This window comes from Kineosporia babensis, assembly GCF_021129305.1.
GTDB classification, from domain to species: domain Bacteria; phylum Actinomycetota; class Actinomycetes; order Actinomycetales; family Kineosporiaceae; genus Kineosporia; species Kineosporia babensis.
The window spans coordinates 477,063-493,620 of sequence record NZ_JAJOMB010000001.1 but is presented as its reverse complement, the minus strand read 5'-3'; the positions used below and the strand labels follow the sequence as shown (position 1 = coordinate 493,620).

Genomic DNA, 16,558 nt, shown 5'->3' with positions numbered 1-16,558 from the left:
TTGTCCCGCACCGTCGTCGTGGTGGGCGGGGGGATCGCCGGGGTCGCCTGCGCCCGCCGCCTGCACGACGCCGGAGTACGGGTCCGGATCTACGAACGCGGCCGCCGGATCGGCGGCCGGATGGCGGTGAAGACCGAGTACGTCGGCCCGGTGTCGTCGTTGTCGGTCGGGCACGCGGTGGACATCGGGGCGCCCTACTTCACCGTGCGCGAGTCGCTGTTCGCCCACGTGGTGGCCGCCTGGCAGCACGCCGGGCTGGCCCAGCCCTGGACGGACAAGTTCTCGGTCCTGGACGAGGCGGGGCTGCGCCCTGAGAGCCACGGGATGCAGCGCTGGTCCACCGTGCCCGGGGCCGGAGGCCTGCGCGGCCTGGTCGAGAACCTGGCCCAGGGACTACGGGTGGAGACGGCGCACCTGGTCGAGTCGGTCGGGCTGGAGAACGGCCGGCCCACGGTGGACGGGGAACCGGTGGCGGCCGTGGTGCTGGCGATGCCCGATCCGCAGGCCGAGCGCCTGCTGCCGGCTTCGGTGGCGAGCGGGCTTGGGGTGAGCGGCTCCGGTCAGCACCCGGTGCTCACGCTGTGGGCGCCCTGGTCCGGTCGTTGGTGGCCGGAGTTCGACGGGGTGTTCGTGAACCACTCCGACGTGCTCACCTGGATCGCCGACAGCGGTCGCAGCCACGCCGACGGGGTGCCGCTGCTGGTGGCCCACAGCACCAGCGACTTCGCCCGGCCCCGGCTGAAGAACCCCAGCTCGGGGATCGAGCCGATGCTGGCCGAGCTGGGCCGGGTGCTCGGCGCCGAGCCCACCCCGCAGGCCGAGTGGGCCCGGATCCACCGCTGGTCGTTCGCTGCTCCGGCCCGCACCCACCTCGAGCCGTTCGGGTTGCACGGCACCGGGGACAGCAGCGGGCTGATCGGGGTCTGCGGTGACGCCTGGGGGCCGCGTTCCCGGGTGGAGCAGGCCTGGATGTCCGGCAACGGGCTGGCCGAGACCCTGCTGAAACACCTGTGAGCCCGGTCGCGGTAGCATCAACCACCGGACCCCACACCCAGGGGTGAGCTAAGGAGCCCGGTAGATGCCCGCGATCGTGCTGATCGGAGCCCAGTGGGGCGACGAGGGTAAGGGCAAGGCGACCGATGCCCTCGGCGCCGAGGCCGACTACGTGGTCAAGTTCAACGGCGGCAACAATGCCGGTCACACCGTGGTCGTCGACGGCGAGAAGTACGCCCTGCACCTGCTGCCCTCGGGCATCCTGACGCCGGGCTGCATCCCGGTGATCGGCAACGGTGTGGTCATCGACCTCTCCGTGCTGTTCCACGAGATCGACGGCCTGACCGCGCGGGGCATCGACTGCTCCAAGCTGCTGGTCTCGGCCAACGCCCACCTGATCCCGTCGTACAACCGCACCCTGGACAAGACGGTCGAGCGGTTCCTGGGCAAGCGCAAGATCGGCACCACCGGTCGCGGGATCGGCCCGACCTACGCCGACAAGATGAGCCGGGTCGGGATCCGGGTGCAGGACCTGTTCGACGAGAACATCCTGCGGCAGAAGATCGAGGGTGCCCTCGACGCCAAGAACCACCTGCTGGTCAAGGTGTTCAATCGGCGCGCGATCACCGTCGACGAGGTCTTCGACGAGCTGATCTCGTACGCCGACAAGCTGCGCCCGATGGTCGCCGACACCCCGCTCACCCTGACCAGTGCGCTGGACCGCGGCGAGGTGGTGCTGTTCGAGGGTGGCCAGGCCACGCTGCTGGACGTCGACCACGGCAACTACCCGTTCGTGACGTCCTCGAACGCCACGTCCGGCGGGGCCTGCACCGGTTCCGGTGTGCCGCCGACCCGGATCGACCGGGTGATCGGCGTGGTCAAGGCCTACGCCACCCGGGTCGGTGAGGGCCCGTTCCCGACCGAGCTGCACGACGAGTGGGGGATGCGGCTGCGCAACGTCGGCGGCGAGTTCGGCACCACCACCGGCCGCCCGCGCCGCTGCGGCTGGTACGACGCGCCGATCGCGCGCTACACCGCCCGGATCAACGGGGTCACCGACTTCGTGCTGACCAAGCTGGACGTGCTCACCGGGATCGAGCGGATCCCGGTCTGCGTGGCCTACGACGTGGACGGCGAGCGGCACGACGAAATGCCGATGACGCAGACCGGTTTCCACCACGCCCAGCCGATCTACGAATACTTCGACGGCTGGAGCGAGGACATCTCGGCCGCCCGGACGTTCGAGGACCTGCCGAAGAACGCCCAGGCCTACGTGCAGGCGCTGGAAGCCATTTCCGGCCAGCGCATCTCGGCCGTGGGCGTGGGCCCGAGCCGCGAGCAGACGGTGGTGCGGCACTCGCTGCTGCCGGCCTAGGCCTGCGCCTAAGCGTAGGCGGAAGCTCGCACCGGGTAGTACTTCTCGAAGTCGTCCGGAACCTCGTCGCCGTTCAGCACGGCGGCGAGGCGGTCGAGGTAGAACTCCCAGCCCGGGCCGATGCTGGTCACGTCCACCGGCTCGGTGAGCTCGTGGGTGAAGGTCAGGGTGCTGCTGGTGTCGTCGCCCGCGCTCAGCGCCAGCCGCAGGGGCCAGTCGCTGCCGTCGGCCGAGGTGGTCACGGCCAGCACGCTCGGCGCCTCGCAGACCCCGATCGTCACCGTGGCGGCCGGAGTGCCTTCCTCGGCCGACATCCACAGCTGCACCTCGCCACTGGCCGGATCCCCGGCCCAGCGGCCGATCCAGCGGGCCGTGAGCTCCGGATCGGTCAGCACCTGCCAGAGCCGCTCGACGGCCACCGCAAAGTCCCGGGTGAACACGAGCCGCACCCCGTCGGCGTCGCGGATGATCTGTCCGGCTTGCATCTGGGTTCCTCAGAGTTCCTGTGTGAGACCACTTCTCAGGATGTTCAGGCTCTTGGTCAGCAGCCGCGACACGTGCATCTGCGACACCCCGACCTCGGCCGCGATCTGCGACTGGGACATGCCCTTGCCGAAACGCAGCTCCAGGATGCGGCGTTCGCGCACCGGCAGGCGGGCCAGCAGCGGGCGCAACGTCTCGCGCTGCTCCACCAGCTCCAGCCCGGCGTCCTCGAAAGTCTTGCCGATCCGGTCGGACTCGTCGGACGTGGTCTGCAGCGGCACCGTGATGTACGCGCTCGCCGTCTCCAGCGCCTCCAGCACCAGATCCGCGTCCACGTCCAGGTGCTGGGCGATCTCGCGCACCGTGGGGGAGCGGTCGAGGGTGTGGGTGAGGGTTTCGCGGGCTTCGGAGACGCGGCGGCCGAGGTCCTGGATGCGGCGGGGGATGCGCATGGCCCAGCCGCGGTCGCGGAAGTGGCGGCGGATTTCGCCGACGATGGTGGGTACGGCGAAGGCGGCGAAGGCTCCGCGGTGGGGGTCGAAGCGGTCGACGGCGTGTAGGAGGCCGATGGTGCCGACTTGGACGAGGTCGTCGTAGGGTTCGCCGCGGCCTTTGAAGCGTTGGGCGAGGTGGTGGACCAGGGGGAGGTGGGCCTCGATCACCGTGCGGCGCAACTGCTGGTACTGCGGGTGGGCCGGCGACATCGAGGCCAGCCGGTGCAGATCCGGATCACTGATCGCCAGGGCGGCGTCCGGATCGTCCCGTACGTCGTCCTCGTCGTCATCCTCTTCTTCGTCGAGGTCGATGAGGTCGGGCGGGGGCGCCGGCTCCGGATGCTCGCGCGGCTCGGGTTCCACCCGGCGGACGATCTCGGGCTGGCTGCGGGGCAGAACGTGCAGACGGGCGTCAGCGTCGGGTTTGAGGCTCACCGTTCGGCCCGCCCCGGCACGCTGAGCTTGATCCAGGCGCCCGTGCTGGTGCCCCCGGTGATCACGTCACCGGCCAGGGCCCGCAGCACCGACCAGGAGAAGCTGGCCTCCCGGGGCAGGTCGGCGACCGGCCCGGAGATGGTGACGGACAGGTGCTGGCTGCCGATCAGGCCGACCTCGAAGGCCGCCTCCAGGGTGCGGCCCGGATGGGACCGGCCGCCCAGCAGCAGGGAACAGGCCTCGTCCACGGCGATCCGCAGATCCTCGATCTCGTCGAGGGTCAGGTCCAGCCGGGTGCCGAGACCGGCGGCAGCAGTACGGACCACGGCCAGATAAGCGGGGTCGGCCGGTACCCGTAGATCCACCACGTCGGGCCGGCGCCCGGGCACGTCGGCCTGCTCGTTGCGGTCGAACAGGTCGGAGCGTTGCCTGCCGCGAATCGTGCTCACATCCCCCCGTGACGAGAATTGGACCTGGCCGTTGCGGTGCGCGGATCGTTCGTCACGGAACGATACCAATGTCACCATCGGAACAGGGTAGTGCACTCAGAGTTGTAGTTGTCCAGACCTCAAGGCAGGCCCAAGCTACGCAGCTCACTCGGCCGATCACGAGTAGTGAGGCTGTTCACCCGTTCGGCCTACTAGGTAATTCTGCCCGTCCAGGGGCGCATCGTCCGCCAAAACCGGGCCCGCGAACGGGTTTCTTCGCCACATCCACGGCTTGTCGACCGGAGTGCAGCGAGCGGGCAGTGCTGCAAATGGTTCTATTGGTACGAATCGGCCGCGATGCATGAAAACTCAAGCATCGCCCCGGCGTTCGTGATCATGAACGCAAACGCGAGTGGGACGCCCCCGGTGACCAAGGACGTCCCACATTCGGTTTGAGCTTGCGTCAGCGATGCAGTGCTTCTTCCGCACTACGCCCGCCGATCGTGGTGGTGCGGACCACCCGGACGCTCGAGCCCTGGGTCTGCCCCGCGTACACCGCGATCATCACCCCGAGGAGACCGAGGCCGACAGCCACCAGGTTGGGCGAGTTGTAGCCGTAGCCCGCGGCGATGGTCAGACCGCCCAGCCAGGCGCCGAGGGAGTTGGCGATGTTGAAGGCGGCGTGCATGCTCGCGGCGGCCAGGTTGGGGGCACCGCCGGCCATGCTGATGATCCGGTTCTGCAGCGCGGGGAAGGCCATGGTGTTGCAGAACGGGAAGAGGAAGATCAGGACGGCCGAGGCGATCTTGTTGCCCGAGGCGAAGTAGAACACGCCGGCCACCACCACGTTGGCCGCCATCGCGCTGTAGATCACCGGCGTGCTGTCGTAGCGGTCCGACAGCCGGGCCCCAATCAGGTTGCCGAAGGTCATGCCCAGGCCGAACAGCACCAGCAGGGGCGTGATGCTGGACTCGGCATACCCGGCCACCTCGGTCATCATCGGGGCGATGTAGCTGAAGGTGGCGAAGGTGGCGCCGCCGCCGATGGTGGCCACCCCGAGCGAGAGCCAGATCTGCTTGTTCTTGAACGCGCTCAGTTCCTTGCGCAGATGCGGGGCGTCCGGCGACCTGGGGTCGATCCGCTCGCTGCGCGGCACCGCCGCCAGTACCCCCAGCACGCCGATCAGCTCGACCACCGCGACCAGGGCGAGCACCAGGCGCCAGGAGGTGTTCTGGCCGATGTAGGTGGTCATCGGCACGCCGACCACGTTGGCGATGGTCAGGCCGGCGAACACGATCGCCATGGCCTGGCTGCGCCGGTTCTGCGCGACCAGATTGGCGGCCTGCACCGCGGCCACCCCGAAGAACGCGCCGTGCGGCAGGCCGGACAGGAACCGCATGGCCAGCAGGCTCCAGAAGTCCGGCATGAACGCCGAGAGCAGGTTGCCCAGGGCCAGCGCCACCACCAGGCTGACCAGCAGGCCCTTGCGCGGGAAGCGGACGCTGGCGGCGGTCAGCAGCGGGGCGCCGACGACCACGCCGATGGCGTAGGCCGAGATCAGGTTGCCCGCCTGGGGAACGCTCACGTCGAGATCGGCGGCGATGTCCGGCAGCAGGCCGAGGGCGACGAACTCGCCCGTGCCCAGGCCGAAACTGCAGATCGCCAGAACCAGTAGCGCTCGCCGGACCGGAGTGAACACGGCTTTGCCGCCCCTTTCGTTGCTTGTCGGCGGCCAGGGCGCAGTAGCCCGTTACGGCTCTATGGGAGAGCGATATCGGGTGATACGGAACAATCTGCGGGGCGGCATCATTGAGCCCAACCGTCGAATCTGCCGACGATGCGGACGCCTCTGGCTGTCCATCAGAGTACAACTGGTCGCCGAGGCGGGTATTCCGGCATTCAGGGGCGACTACGTGGCCAGATCCCTGGGGGCTGGGGCTTTGTGGCCGGCTCGGTACCGCCGGGAGGCCTCGGGCCGTGCCTGGGGGAGGAGTGCTGCGGGCGGTTCGGTTTGCTCGCGCCGGCTTGGTCCCAGTTCAGGGGAGCCTCGGCGGCCCGGGGTGTTTCGGTGCTCGGCCGTAGTTCGGCGTTCTGAGGGAGTTCGGCGTCCGGTTCGTCTTCTTCGTCTTTCGGGACCTCGACGGTGACGGTTCTCGGGGCTGCGATCGGACGCCAGCGGGACGGTTTGGGGTTCGGCTCGGGGTTCGTCCGGGGCCTGTTGCTCTGACCGGGCTGGTTGCTCTGACCGGGATCGTTGTTCGGACGGATCTGGCTGTTTGCCCGGGCCTCATGGCTGTGGCTGGGCTGACGGTCCGGGTTCGGCTGACGGTCCGGGTTCGGCGCGGGGTTGGGGTTCGGCGCCGTGTGGGGGTTTGGTGCGGGGTGGGGCTGCGGGCTCACCTTGGGGCCCAAGGTCGGGACCGGCGTCGGGTCCATCGCGGAGAACTGCCCGGTGATCGGGTGCTGGTCCTCGACCCGGATCTGCCCGGTCACCGGTCCCCGGCCCCCGGCCCGGCGCGCCACCGGCAGCGGCCCGGTGCGGGCGGCCACCGGGATCGAGCCGGTACTGAACGGGACCATCGGAACCTGGCCGGTGCGCTGGGACACCTGCGGGATCTGGCCGGTGCTGAACGGCACCATCGGGATCTGGCCGGTGTTGGTGTACCAGCCGTCCAGCGGGATCGGGTTGGTGTTCATCCCGACCACCGGAATCCGCCCGGTCGGCAGCCGCATTCCGTTGTTGGCCGGCGGCACGTCGCCCAGCGTCGGTCCCACGCTGCGGACCAGCGAGTTCTGCATCCTGGCGGCATACAGCGCGATCACTGCGGCCACCACGCCCAGGCCCACCGCCACCAGGTTCGGCGAGTTGTAGCCCATGCCCGCGGCGATGGTCAGGCCACCGAGCCAGGCGCCGAGGGAGTTGGCGATGTTGAAGGCGGCGTGCATGCTCGCGGCGGCCAGGTTGGGGGCGCCGCCGGCCATGCTGATGATCCGGTTCTGCAGGGCGGGGAAGGCCATGGTGTTGCAGAACGGGAAGAGGAAGATCATCACCGCCGAGGCGATCTTGTTGCCCGCCGAGAAGTAGAAGACGCCGGCCACCACCACCTGGGCGCTCATCACGCCGTAGACCACCTTGCTGACCTCGTAGCGGTCCGACAGCCGGGCGCCGATCAGGTTGCCGAAGGTCATGCCCAGGCCGAACAACACCAGCAGGGGCGTGATGCTGGCGTGGGAGTAGCCCGCCACCTCGGTCATCATCGGGGCGATGTAGCTGAAGGTGGAGAAGATCGCGCCGCAGCCGACCATCGCGATCCCCAGCGCCAGCCAGATCTGCAGGTTCTTGAACGCCCGCAGTTCGCTGCGCAGGTCCGAGGGCCCGGCCTCCTCCCGCCGGGTGCGCGGCACCGCCGCCAGCACTCCCAGCACGCCGAGCAGCTCGACCGCCGCGACCAGCACGAAGACCACCCGCCAGGAGGTGTTCTGGCCGATGTAGGTGGTCGCCGGCACCCCGATCACGTTGGCGATGGTCAGGCCGGCGAACACGATCGCCATCGCCTGGCTGCGGTGGTGACGCGGCACCAGGTTGGCGGCCTGCACCGAGGCCAGGCCGAAGAACGCGCCGTGCGGCAGCCCGGCCAGGAACCGCATCACCAGCAGGCTCCAGAAGTCGCTCATCGCCGCGGAGAGCAGGTTGCCCACCGCCAGCGCGAGGACCAGCGAGATGATCAGGCCCTTGCGGGGGAACCGGACCGAGACCGCGGCCAGCACCGGCGCCCCGATCACCACGCCCAGCGCGTAGGCCGAGATCAGGTTGCCTACCTGGGTGGCGGTGATGTCCAGGTCGCGGGCGATGTCCGGAAGCAGGCCCAGGGCGGCGTACTCGCCGGTGCCGAGACCGAAACTGCAGATTGCCAGCACCAGCAGCGCTCGCCGCACCGGATTGAGCACACTTGCCGTCCTTCGCACCCAGCTGTCCGGTGATCGACCGACCGGGGCCGACTCTCGGTGACTGTGCCACAAGTACGACTCGCCCGCCAACTGTCGAACTGCGAACAGTCGGCTACCAATGTTGAAGCGTCACGCGGTTTTGCGGGCCGGTGTCTTCTTTGCCGTCTTCTTGGCGGGGGCCTTCTTGGCCGTCTTCTTCGCCGGGGCGGCCTTCTTGACCGGGGCCTTCTTCTCCGGCTTCTCGCCCCGTGAGGCCTTGGCCCGGTCCACGCTGGCCTGCAGGGCCGACAGCAGGTCGACCACCTCGGTGGCGGACTCCTCACCGGCCTCCACCGGGGCCGGCTCGGCTCCCTCCAGCTTGGCCTCCACCAGTTTGACCAGGGCCTGCTGGTAGTCGTCCTCGAACTCCTCGGGCTCGAAGTCCGCGGCCATCGAGTCCACCAGCGAGGCGGCCATCCGCAGCTCCTGCGGGCGCAGCTCCACGTCCTCCTCGAGGATCGGGAAGTCGGCCGCGCGGATCTCGTCCGGCCACAGCAGGGTCTGCATCATGATCACCTTGTCCAGCACCCGCAGCACGGCCAGCGACTCCCGCTGGCGCAGCGCCACCTTCACCACGGCCACCCGGTCGGTGGCGGCCAGCGCCTCGCGCAGCAGGGCGTAGGGCTTGGCCGCGCGGGCGTCCGGCTCCAGGTAGTACGACTTGCCGAACAGCATCGGGTCCACCTGCCCGGTGGGCACGAACTCGACCACGTCGATCTCCCGGCCGGTGGCCAGGGGCAACTGCTCGAAGTCCTCGTCGGTGAGCACCACCAGCCGGCCGTCCTCGGCCTCGTAGCCCTTGGCCAGCTGGTCCCAGGCCACCTCTTCGCCGCAGGCGCTGCAGACCCGCTTCATCCGGATCCGCCCGCCGTCCTCGCGGTGGACCTGGTGGAAGCGGATGTCGTGCTCCTGGGTCGCCGAGAACAGCCGGACCGGCACGTTGACGAGGCCGAACGAGACCGCGCCCTTCCAGATCGCTCGCATCGTGGAGTCTCCTCACAGTCGCCGTCGACCCTGGTCGGGCGTGTCAAGGCCGACACGCGCAGAACCTGCCCCCAATCATGCGGGACGGGGGTGCGGCGGGCCAGGTCAAGGTGCGGGTCCAGGTCTACTTCATCGGTACTGACCTGGGCGGACGGAAAAAGTCATCGGTTCGGCCGAAGGTTGGATTGAGGGTGCGTGATCTACACCTCGCTGTGCTCTGATGGCGCCATGCGCCCGATGCTGGCCACCGCCGCGGACCCCGATCGGGGGCTCCCGGCCGACGGCGAGCGCTGGGCCTACGAGGTCAAGTGGGACGGCTGGCGGGTGCTGGCCGACATCCACGACGGCGCGGTCCGGCTCTGGAGCCGGTCGGAACGGGAGATCACCGCCGCCTTCCCCGAACTGGCGGTGATCGGCCAGGCCCATTCCGACGTGCTGATCGACGGCGAGGTGGTGATCCTGGCCGACGGGGTGCCCTCCTTCACCGCCCTGGCCGATCGGATCCACGTGAGCGACCCGCGCCGGGCGTCGGCCCTGGCGGCTCGTAATCCAGCCACGCTGATCGCCTTCGACGCGCTGCGGATGTACGGCGTGGACCTGATGGCCCGGTCCTGGCAGGAGCGGCGGGCGGCGCTGGAGCGGTTGCCCGCCTCGGGCGAGCACTGGCAGCTCTCGCCGATCTACGAGGACGTGGACGTGCTGCTGGAGGCCACACTCGAGCAAGGGCTCGAGGGGGTGGTGGCCAAGCGGCGTAGCTCGGTCTACCGGCCGGGGGCGCGCAGCAGCGACTGGCGCAAGCTGGCCCACCGCCGGGTGCAGTCGGTGGTGATCGGGGGCTGGCGGCCGGAGGTGAACGACCGGAACCAGATCGGGGCGCTGCTGATCGGGGTCTGGTCGGCGCCCGGGGTACTGCGTTTCGCCGGGCGGATGGGCAGCGGGCTGACCGCGGCCGGGCCGCAGGCCTCCCTACGCCGCCTGCTGAAGCCCTTGGAGCGGGACAAACCCCCGTTCTCCGAAGAGGTGCCGCGGGCCGATGCCCGGGGTACGACCTGGGTCGAGCCCGTGGTCGTGGTGGACGCCCGGCACCTGGGCCGGACCGAGGGCGGCCGGTTGCGGCAGCCGGTCTTCCGGGGCATCCGCAGCGATCTTGAACCAGAGGACGTCCGGTACGAGTGATCTCTCGAGGAGGCCTGGGTGGCGGGCGAGGAACAACTGGTCGAGGTGGGCGGCCGTACGCTGCGACTGAGGAACCTGGACAAGGTGCTCTACCCGTCCACCGGCACCACCAAGGGCGAGTTGCTGCACTACCTGACCGGGGTGGCCGGCCTGCTGCTGCCGCACCTGCGGGATCGTCCGGCCACCCGTAAGCGCTGGCCCGACGGGGTAGAGGCGGGCCCCACCTTCTTCGAGAAGAACGTGCCGCGGGGCGCGCCCTCCTGGCTGCGCGACGTCACCCTGCCCGCCCCGGGCAGCACGAAGGACCGGGAGATGGTCACCTACCCCCTGATCGACGATCTGGCCGGGCTGATGTGGGCGGCCAACCTGGCGGCGCTGGAGTTGCACGTACCCCAGTGGCGGGTTGGCCCGCGAGGCGCCGCGAAGAACCCGGACCTGCTGGTTATCGACCTCGACCCCGGTCCGCCGGCCGGCCTGCCGCAGTGTGCCGAGGTCGCTCTGGCTGTGCGCGAGCGCCTCCAGGAGGACGGCTTGGACCCCCACCCGGTCACCTCCGGGGGTAAGGGCATGCAGCTGTACGCCGCGGTCTCCGGCAAACAGGACTCGGCCACGGTCAGCGACTACGCTCATCGCCTGGCCGAGGAACTGGAGAAGTCGTTGCCGCGTCTGGTGGTCTCCCGGATGAACAAGAACCTGCGCAAGAACCGGGTGCTGCTGGACTGGAGCCAGAACAACGGGGCCAAGACCACCATCTGCCCGTTCTCCCCGCGCGGTCGCGAGCGCCCCACCGCCGCCGCGCCGCGCTCCTGGGACGAGCTCTCCGACCCCGGTTCGCTGCTCCAGCTGGAATTCGGCGACGTGCTGGAACGAATTGAGGACGTCGGCGACCCGTTGGCCTCGTCGCTCCCCTCCGGCGGGGCAACCGGGGTCGGGCCGAAAGTGCCTACCTCATGACGCATCTGGCTGCGGTAGTGCTCGCTGGTGGTACGGGTCAGCGGCTCGGTGGCGTAGACAAGGGCGCCCTGCTGGTCGGCGGCATCCCCCTGCTGGACGGCGTTCTGGCAGCCACCTCGTCGGCCGTGCGCACAGTGGTGGTGGGCGAACCGCGCCCCACCGCGCGCGCAGTCGAATGGACGCGTGAAGACCCCCCGGGCACTGGCCCCCTGGCCGGTCTGATGGCCGGGGTCCAGCTGCTAGACCCCGAAGTCACCCCGTTCACCGGCGTTTTCGCCACCGACCTGACCCACCTGACCCCCGCCGACGTAGACCGCCTGCTCAACGTCCTGCTCGAAACCACCGACGCCGAGGCCGCCCTCTTCCGCGACGCCGAAGGCCACCGCCAGCCACTGGCTGCCATCTACCGCACCTCAGCCCTCCTTACCGCCCTGCGCGACCTGGCCCCCCTACCCGGCAAACCCATGCGCGCCCTCGTCCGCGCCCTCACCATCACCGAAGTCCCCGACCTCGGCGCCTCCACCGACTGCGACACCCCCGAGCAACTCGCCGCCCTCCGCGCCCACCCCTGACCCGCGACAAACGTGGCCTGTGGATAACTTGGCGGGCAGTCCGACGCCGTGCAGCATCGTTCTGCCATGCTCGAGAACACCGCCTTCGAGGAACTGACAGCTCTGCTCGGCCCGGTCTTCACCACCCAGGAAGCGGTTACGGCCGGACTTGCCAAGAGCGAACTGGCCCGAGCCGCGCAGCGGCAGCACCTCGTACGTCTCCGCCGCGGGGTGTACACCTCCGCAGCAGCCTGGCAGGAGCAGGCCCCTCAGGGACGTCACATCCTGCAGGTGATGGCCGACCAGCGGGTGCGACCTGAGGCCGTCGCCTGCGCGTTCTCGGCCGCCGTCCTGCTCGATCTGCCGACTCCGCTGAACCGGCCCCCGGCGCGGGTCTATTCGACCTTGCCCCGGACGACTCTGAACCGGGGTGAGACCGGCCCGGGGGAGGGCGCGCTGGTCCGCCGGGCCTGGCTGTCCAAGCAGGACGTGCTGACATTGGCCAACGGCATCAGAGTCACCAGCGCGCCGCGCACCGTCTGGGACTGCGGGCGGCACTGGCCTCGACCCTGGGCCCTGGCCATTGCCGACGCTGCGCTCGCACGGGGGCACTGCGACCTACCGGTGCTGCAGCGGCGTATCGCCGAGCAGATCGCCGCGCCTGGAGCTCAGAACGTGCGCTGGGCAGTGCGTCACGCCGATCCGAGGGCGGAGAGCCCGCTGGAGTCCCTGGCCCGCGCCAGGTTGATGATGGCAGGTCTGCCCCCGGTGCAACCGCAAGTCAGAATCAGGACGAGGCGGGGGATCTACCGGGTGGACCTGTTCGACGAGGCCAACCAGATCGTGATCGAGGCCGACGGGCGGATCAAGTACCTGGCCGGCGAAGATCTCTGGAAAGAGAAGCGCCGGGAGGACGCACTGCGCGAGGTCGGCCTGCGCGTCGTCCGCTTCACCATGCAGGACCACCACAACCCCACCCCCTTCCTGGCCACCTACCGCTCCCTCCTCCCGCTCCAGCCTCCTTCTCAACTCCAGCTTCACCAGCGTTAGTCGCGGTAGAAGCAGGTTTTTAACGCTTCCAACGCAACCAGCGCTGGCAAACGCGACCAGGGCTGGTGAATGCAACCAGCGCTGGTGAATGCGACCAGGGCTGGTGAACCTAGCGCCACCCCCAGCCGCAGCCTTAGCCCGGCAGGAGGGTGCGGGCCTGGTGTTCGTCCATGCCGGCGACGCCGAGCAGGTCCACCACCACCGAACGCAGCTGGGCCACCACAACGTTGGCGGAGAGCGAGTCGGCACCCAGTTGCCCCGGGTCCAGCCGCCCGGCCAAGGCCGCCAGCGCGGTGGTCGAGACCATGCGCTCGGGAGCCATGCCGACCTCGCCCTCCAGCATCCGCAGGATCTCGGCCAGGTGGTCGAACACGTCGGCCAGCTCGGCGGGCAGCGGGGTACCGGTGTCCAGGGCGGCGGCGATCCGGCGCACGGCGACTCGCATGTTCCGGGTCGCCCGGTCCAGCCCGACCAGGCCGCGCCGATACCGCTGCAGCTCCGGCTGATGCCGGCGGCGCAGCGGCGAGATCCGGCTGATCTCCTCGCCGCCCCGCAGCGCGTCGGTCCAGGCCTGGATGTCGTCCTGGGTGAGCCGGGCCCGTTCCAGGGCAGCGTCGGCCCGTTCGGCGTCTCCGCTGCGCAGCACCGCGGCCGACTCGGACGAGATCGAGGCCAGGACCCGGATCAGGTCCTGCGCTTCCTGGCGCACGAACCGGCCCGGATCAGCCGGCAGGAAGGCCACCACCAGCAGCGCGGTCGTACCGCCGATCAGGGCGTCTTCCCAGCGGTAGAGCCCGCCGCCGGGGGTCTGTGGCAGCGCGGCCAGGAAGATACCCTGCACCGCCGACTGGGTGGTCATCAGCGGGCCGCCCCCGAGCAGCTTCGCCACCGCCATCGAGATCAGCACCACCAACGAGATCTGCCACCAGCCGTTGCCGATCTCCTTCACCAGCAGCTCGGCGATCCCCACCCCGATGGTCACGCCCAGCGCCAGCTCGATCATCCGCCGCAGCCGCTGGGTGTCGGACAGGCCCAGGCAGACCACGGCCGCGATCGGGGCGAACACCGGCTTGGGGTGGTTCAGCACGTTCTCCGCGAAGAACCAGGCCACCGCCGCGGCGATCCCGCACTGGAAGATCGCGAACGAACTCGTCCGGACCCGCAGGACACCACTTCGCACCGCCGCACCCGAGGTTCTGATCACGGATCAATCCTGGGGGTCAAACCCTTACCCTGCCACCATGACGAGCACGCGAGGAGAGCTTCCGTCCACCGCACCCTCGGTCCCCTTCGATCCCGAACGGGCGGAAAGGGCAAAGCGGGCACTGGAACTCGATCTGGAGTACGTCTTCCACTCCTGGCTGGCCCAGGACGGCCGGCAGCCGTTCACGCCCGACGGCGCGCAGGGTTCCTGGCTCTGGGACGGCGCCGGGACGCCCTACCTGGACTTCTCCGGCCAGCTCGTCTTCACCAACATCGGCTTCTCCGAACCCCGGGTCGCCCAGGCGATCGCCGACCAGGCCGCCCGGCTGGCCACCGTGGCCCCACAGCACGCCAACGACGCGCGTTCCGAGGCTGCTCGCCTGATCGTCGAGCGGGCTCCCGGCGAGGAGTTCCGCAAGGTCTTCTTCACCAACGGCGGCGCCGACGCAATCGAGAACGCCGTGCGGATGGCCCGCGTGCACACCGGCCGCCGCAAGGTGCTCAGCCGCTACCGCAGTTACCACGGCAACACCACCACCGCGATCAACCTCACCGGCGATCCGCGGCGCTGGGCGAACGATTACGGCAGCGAAGGCATTGTTCACACGTTCGGGCCGTTCCTGTATCGCTCCGCCTTCCACGCTTCCACCGAAGAGGAGGAATGTGCAAGGGCTTTGGAGCACCTGGAGCAAGTCGTCGCGCTGGAAGGGCCGTCGACCATCGCCGCGATCGTGCTGGAGTCCATTCCCGGCACCGCGGGAATCATGGTGCCACCGGCCGGATATCTGCGCGGGGTGCGCGAGATCTGCGACAAGCACGGTATTCTCTGGATTGCCGACGAGGTGATGTCCGGTTTCGGGCGCGCGGGCAGGTGGTTCGCCTGCGAGCTGGCGAACGAGGCCCCGACCGGAGCGCCCGGCGAGTGGAAGCCCAATCTCGGCCGTCAGGTCACGCCCGACCTGATCACCTTCGCCAAGGGCGTGAACTCGGGCTACGTGCCGCTGGGCGGCGTGCTGATCAGCGAGCGGATTGCGGCGACCTTCGGGCAGCGGCCGTTCCCGGGTGGGCTGACGTACTCCGGGCATCCTCTGGCCTGTGCCGCTGCCGTTGCCAACATCGGTGTGATTGAGGACGATTCACTCATCGCGAACGCGGATCGGCTGGGTCGCGAGGTAGTCGGGCCGGAGTTGCACCGGCTCGCCGAGAGCTCGCCGATCGTGGGTGAAGTGCGCGGCCTGGGCGCCTTCTGGGCGGTGGAGCTGGTGCGCGACAAGGAAACTCGCGAGCCGCTGGTGCCGGCCGGAGCCAGCGGCGCGGCCAACGCGCCGATGGCCGCCCTGGCGAAAGCCTGCATGAGCCGTGGGCTGATCCCGTTCATCAACGGCAGTCGCACCCACGTCGTGCCCGCGCTGAACATCACCGACGAAGAGGCGCGCTACGGCCTGGGGTTGCTCACCGAGGCCCTGGCCGAAGTTTCCCAAACCCTTTAGAACCAAATGGGGGACGTTTGTGCGCGCGGCGCGTACAACGTCCCCCATTTGGTTTGAAGCAGTTTGGTTCAGGACCAGTCGTTCTCGGCAATCACCTTGGCTTCGGCGGGTTTACGGACCTTGACCTTCTGGTTCCAGCCGGTGAAGCGCAGGCTGCCGTCGGAGTCGGTGAAGGCGAGCAGTTCCCCGGAACCGTCGGCGGCCACGAAAACCGTTCCGGACTCGCCCTTCTTCTTCAGCCCGATCGCCTCGCGGCCGTCGAACTTGCTCGTCTTCTGAGCCAGGAAGAGATTCTCCGAGGCGATGTCCTCCGGGGTGAACATGCCCTGGAAGAACGCGTCGATGTCGGTCAGCTGGAACTGCTCGGACATCCCGTCGGTGTCGGTGGAGAAGGCCAGCCACTTGCCGGCCAGGAACTTCTGCACCGCCTTGTCGCCCGCGGACATGCTGTTGATCATGTCCTCGCCCGGCTGCAGCCAGCCCTGGTCACCGATCACCCGCAGGGCGAAGGCGCCCTCGCTCTCGGTCGAGACCGTGCCCTTGGCCCGGCCGGCCCGGTTCATCTGGAGGTCGAGGGTGACCCGCTCGCCGTCCATGTTGGCCTTGCCCTCGACCCGCATCGACTTGGCCTTGCCGTACGTCTCCTGCATCAGGGCCAGGATCTCGCCGGGCCGCAGGCCCGCGTAGGGTCCGTCGGAGACCTGCTGCACGGCGGACTCCACGGAGGCTTCGGCCGCGGTGGAGGGGCTGGTGGGCTCGGCGGACGGCTCGTCGCCGCCCCCACAGCCGCTCAGCAGCAGGGCGCCGCTCAGCAGGGCAGCGGACAAGGGGAACAGGCGTGACCTGGACTCGGTGGCAGACATGGCGAATCCGTTCGCTCGGCTCGTGCGGTCGTTACTCGGCCGACTCCGGTATGAGCTTAGAGTTGGCGCTGGGGCTTCTGTGGTGGTTTTAC

Annotated in this window: 15 protein-coding genes; 7 read left to right on the top strand and 8 right to left on the bottom strand. The window is 69.4% G+C overall.

The genetic code is table 11. The features are described from left to right. Nucleotides 1-1,014 (top strand): NAD(P)/FAD-dependent oxidoreductase, encoded by a 1,014-nt coding sequence (locus tag LR394_RS02250; protein WP_231438624.1) that lies wholly within the window; start codon nt 1-3, stop codon nt 1,012-1,014. 64 nt (nt 1,015-1,078) lie between these two features. After that, nucleotides 1,079-2,368 (top strand): adenylosuccinate synthase, encoded by a 1,290-nt coding sequence (locus LR394_RS02245; protein WP_231438623.1) that lies wholly within the window; start codon nt 1,079-1,081, stop codon nt 2,366-2,368. 8 nt (nt 2,369-2,376) lie between these two features. Here the strand turns inward: LR394_RS02245 and LR394_RS02240 are convergent, their stop codons facing one another. The 6 genes from LR394_RS02240 to ku all read right to left on the bottom strand — a co-directional run bounded on the left by LR394_RS02240 (nt 2,377) and on the right by ku (nt 9,179). Further along, a complete protein-coding gene (locus LR394_RS02240) occupies nt 2,377-2,853 on the bottom strand; it encodes an SRPBCC domain-containing protein (RefSeq protein ID WP_231438622.1) in 477 nt (158 codons plus the stop codon). A 9-nt stretch (nt 2,854-2,862) separates the two neighbouring features. Beyond that, nucleotides 2,863-3,780 carry a SigB/SigF/SigG family RNA polymerase sigma factor gene (locus LR394_RS02235; RefSeq protein WP_231438621.1) on the bottom strand — a complete coding sequence of 306 codons (918 nt, stop codon included), beginning with the start codon at nt 3,778-3,780 and terminating at the stop codon, nt 2,863-2,865. Then, complete coding sequence (locus LR394_RS02230; RefSeq protein WP_231438620.1) at nt 3,777-4,229, bottom strand: ATP-binding protein; 453 nt, start codon at nt 4,227-4,229, stop codon at nt 3,777-3,779. The genes LR394_RS02235 and LR394_RS02230 overlap by 4 nt, the downstream gene beginning before the upstream one ends. A 442-nt stretch (nt 4,230-4,671) precedes the next feature. Next, nucleotides 4,672-5,907 (bottom strand): MFS transporter, encoded by a 1,236-nt coding sequence (locus LR394_RS02225; protein ID WP_231438619.1) that lies wholly within the window; start codon nt 5,905-5,907, stop codon nt 4,672-4,674. A gap of 200 nt (nt 5,908-6,107) precedes the next feature. Beyond that, on the bottom strand, nt 6,108-8,156 hold the full coding sequence (locus tag LR394_RS02220) for an MFS transporter (protein WP_231438618.1): 2,049 nt from the start codon (nt 8,154-8,156) through the stop codon (nt 6,108-6,110). 129 nt (nt 8,157-8,285) lie between these two features. Next, nucleotides 8,286-9,179 (bottom strand): non-homologous end joining protein Ku, encoded by an 894-nt coding sequence (gene ku / locus LR394_RS02215; RefSeq protein WP_231438617.1) that lies wholly within the window; start codon nt 9,177-9,179, stop codon nt 8,286-8,288. Between the two features lie 195 nt (nt 9,180-9,374). Here ku and ligD (LR394_RS02210) point away from each other — a divergent pair, with 195 nt between their 5' ends. The 4 genes from ligD (LR394_RS02210) to LR394_RS02195 all read left to right on the top strand — a co-directional run bounded on the left by ligD (LR394_RS02210) (nt 9,375) and on the right by LR394_RS02195 (nt 12,910). After that, nucleotides 9,375-10,355: a non-homologous end-joining DNA ligase gene (gene ligD, locus LR394_RS02210; protein ID WP_231438616.1), complete on the top strand. Its 981-nt coding sequence runs from the start codon at nt 9,375-9,377 to the stop codon at nt 10,353-10,355. Between the two features lie 18 nt (nt 10,356-10,373). Then, on the top strand, nt 10,374-11,309 hold the full coding sequence (gene ligD, locus LR394_RS02205) for a non-homologous end-joining DNA ligase (protein WP_231438615.1): 936 nt from the start codon (nt 10,374-10,376) through the stop codon (nt 11,307-11,309). Then, nucleotides 11,306-11,881: a molybdenum cofactor guanylyltransferase gene (mobA, locus tag LR394_RS02200; RefSeq protein WP_231438614.1), complete on the top strand. Its 576-nt coding sequence runs from the start codon at nt 11,306-11,308 to the stop codon at nt 11,879-11,881. The genes ligD (LR394_RS02205) and mobA overlap by 4 nt, the downstream gene beginning before the upstream one ends. Nucleotides 11,882-11,947: 66 nt before the next feature. Continuing rightward, on the top strand, nt 11,948-12,910 hold the full coding sequence (locus LR394_RS02195; RefSeq protein ID WP_231438613.1) for a type IV toxin-antitoxin system AbiEi family antitoxin domain-containing protein: 963 nt from the start codon (nt 11,948-11,950) through the stop codon (nt 12,908-12,910). Between the two features lie 133 nt (nt 12,911-13,043). Here the strand turns inward: LR394_RS02195 and LR394_RS02190 are convergent, their stop codons facing one another. Continuing rightward, the gene (locus tag LR394_RS02190; RefSeq protein ID WP_231438612.1) at nt 13,044-14,114 is read right to left on the bottom strand and encodes an FUSC family protein; all 1,071 of its coding nucleotides are present in this window, start codon (nt 14,112-14,114) and stop codon (nt 13,044-13,046) included. Between the two features lie 37 nt (nt 14,115-14,151). On the opposite strand from LR394_RS02190, the gene LR394_RS02185 reads away from it, so the two are divergent. Then, nucleotides 14,152-15,603 (top strand): aspartate aminotransferase family protein, encoded by a 1,452-nt coding sequence (locus tag LR394_RS02185; protein WP_231438611.1) that lies wholly within the window; start codon nt 14,152-14,154, stop codon nt 15,601-15,603. 68 nt (nt 15,604-15,671) lie between these two features. Here the strand turns inward: LR394_RS02185 and LR394_RS02180 are convergent, their stop codons facing one another. Beyond that, nucleotides 15,672-16,466 (bottom strand): hypothetical protein, encoded by a 795-nt coding sequence (locus LR394_RS02180; RefSeq protein WP_231438610.1) that lies wholly within the window; start codon nt 16,464-16,466, stop codon nt 15,672-15,674. Nucleotides 16,467-16,558: the final 92 nt, after the last annotated feature.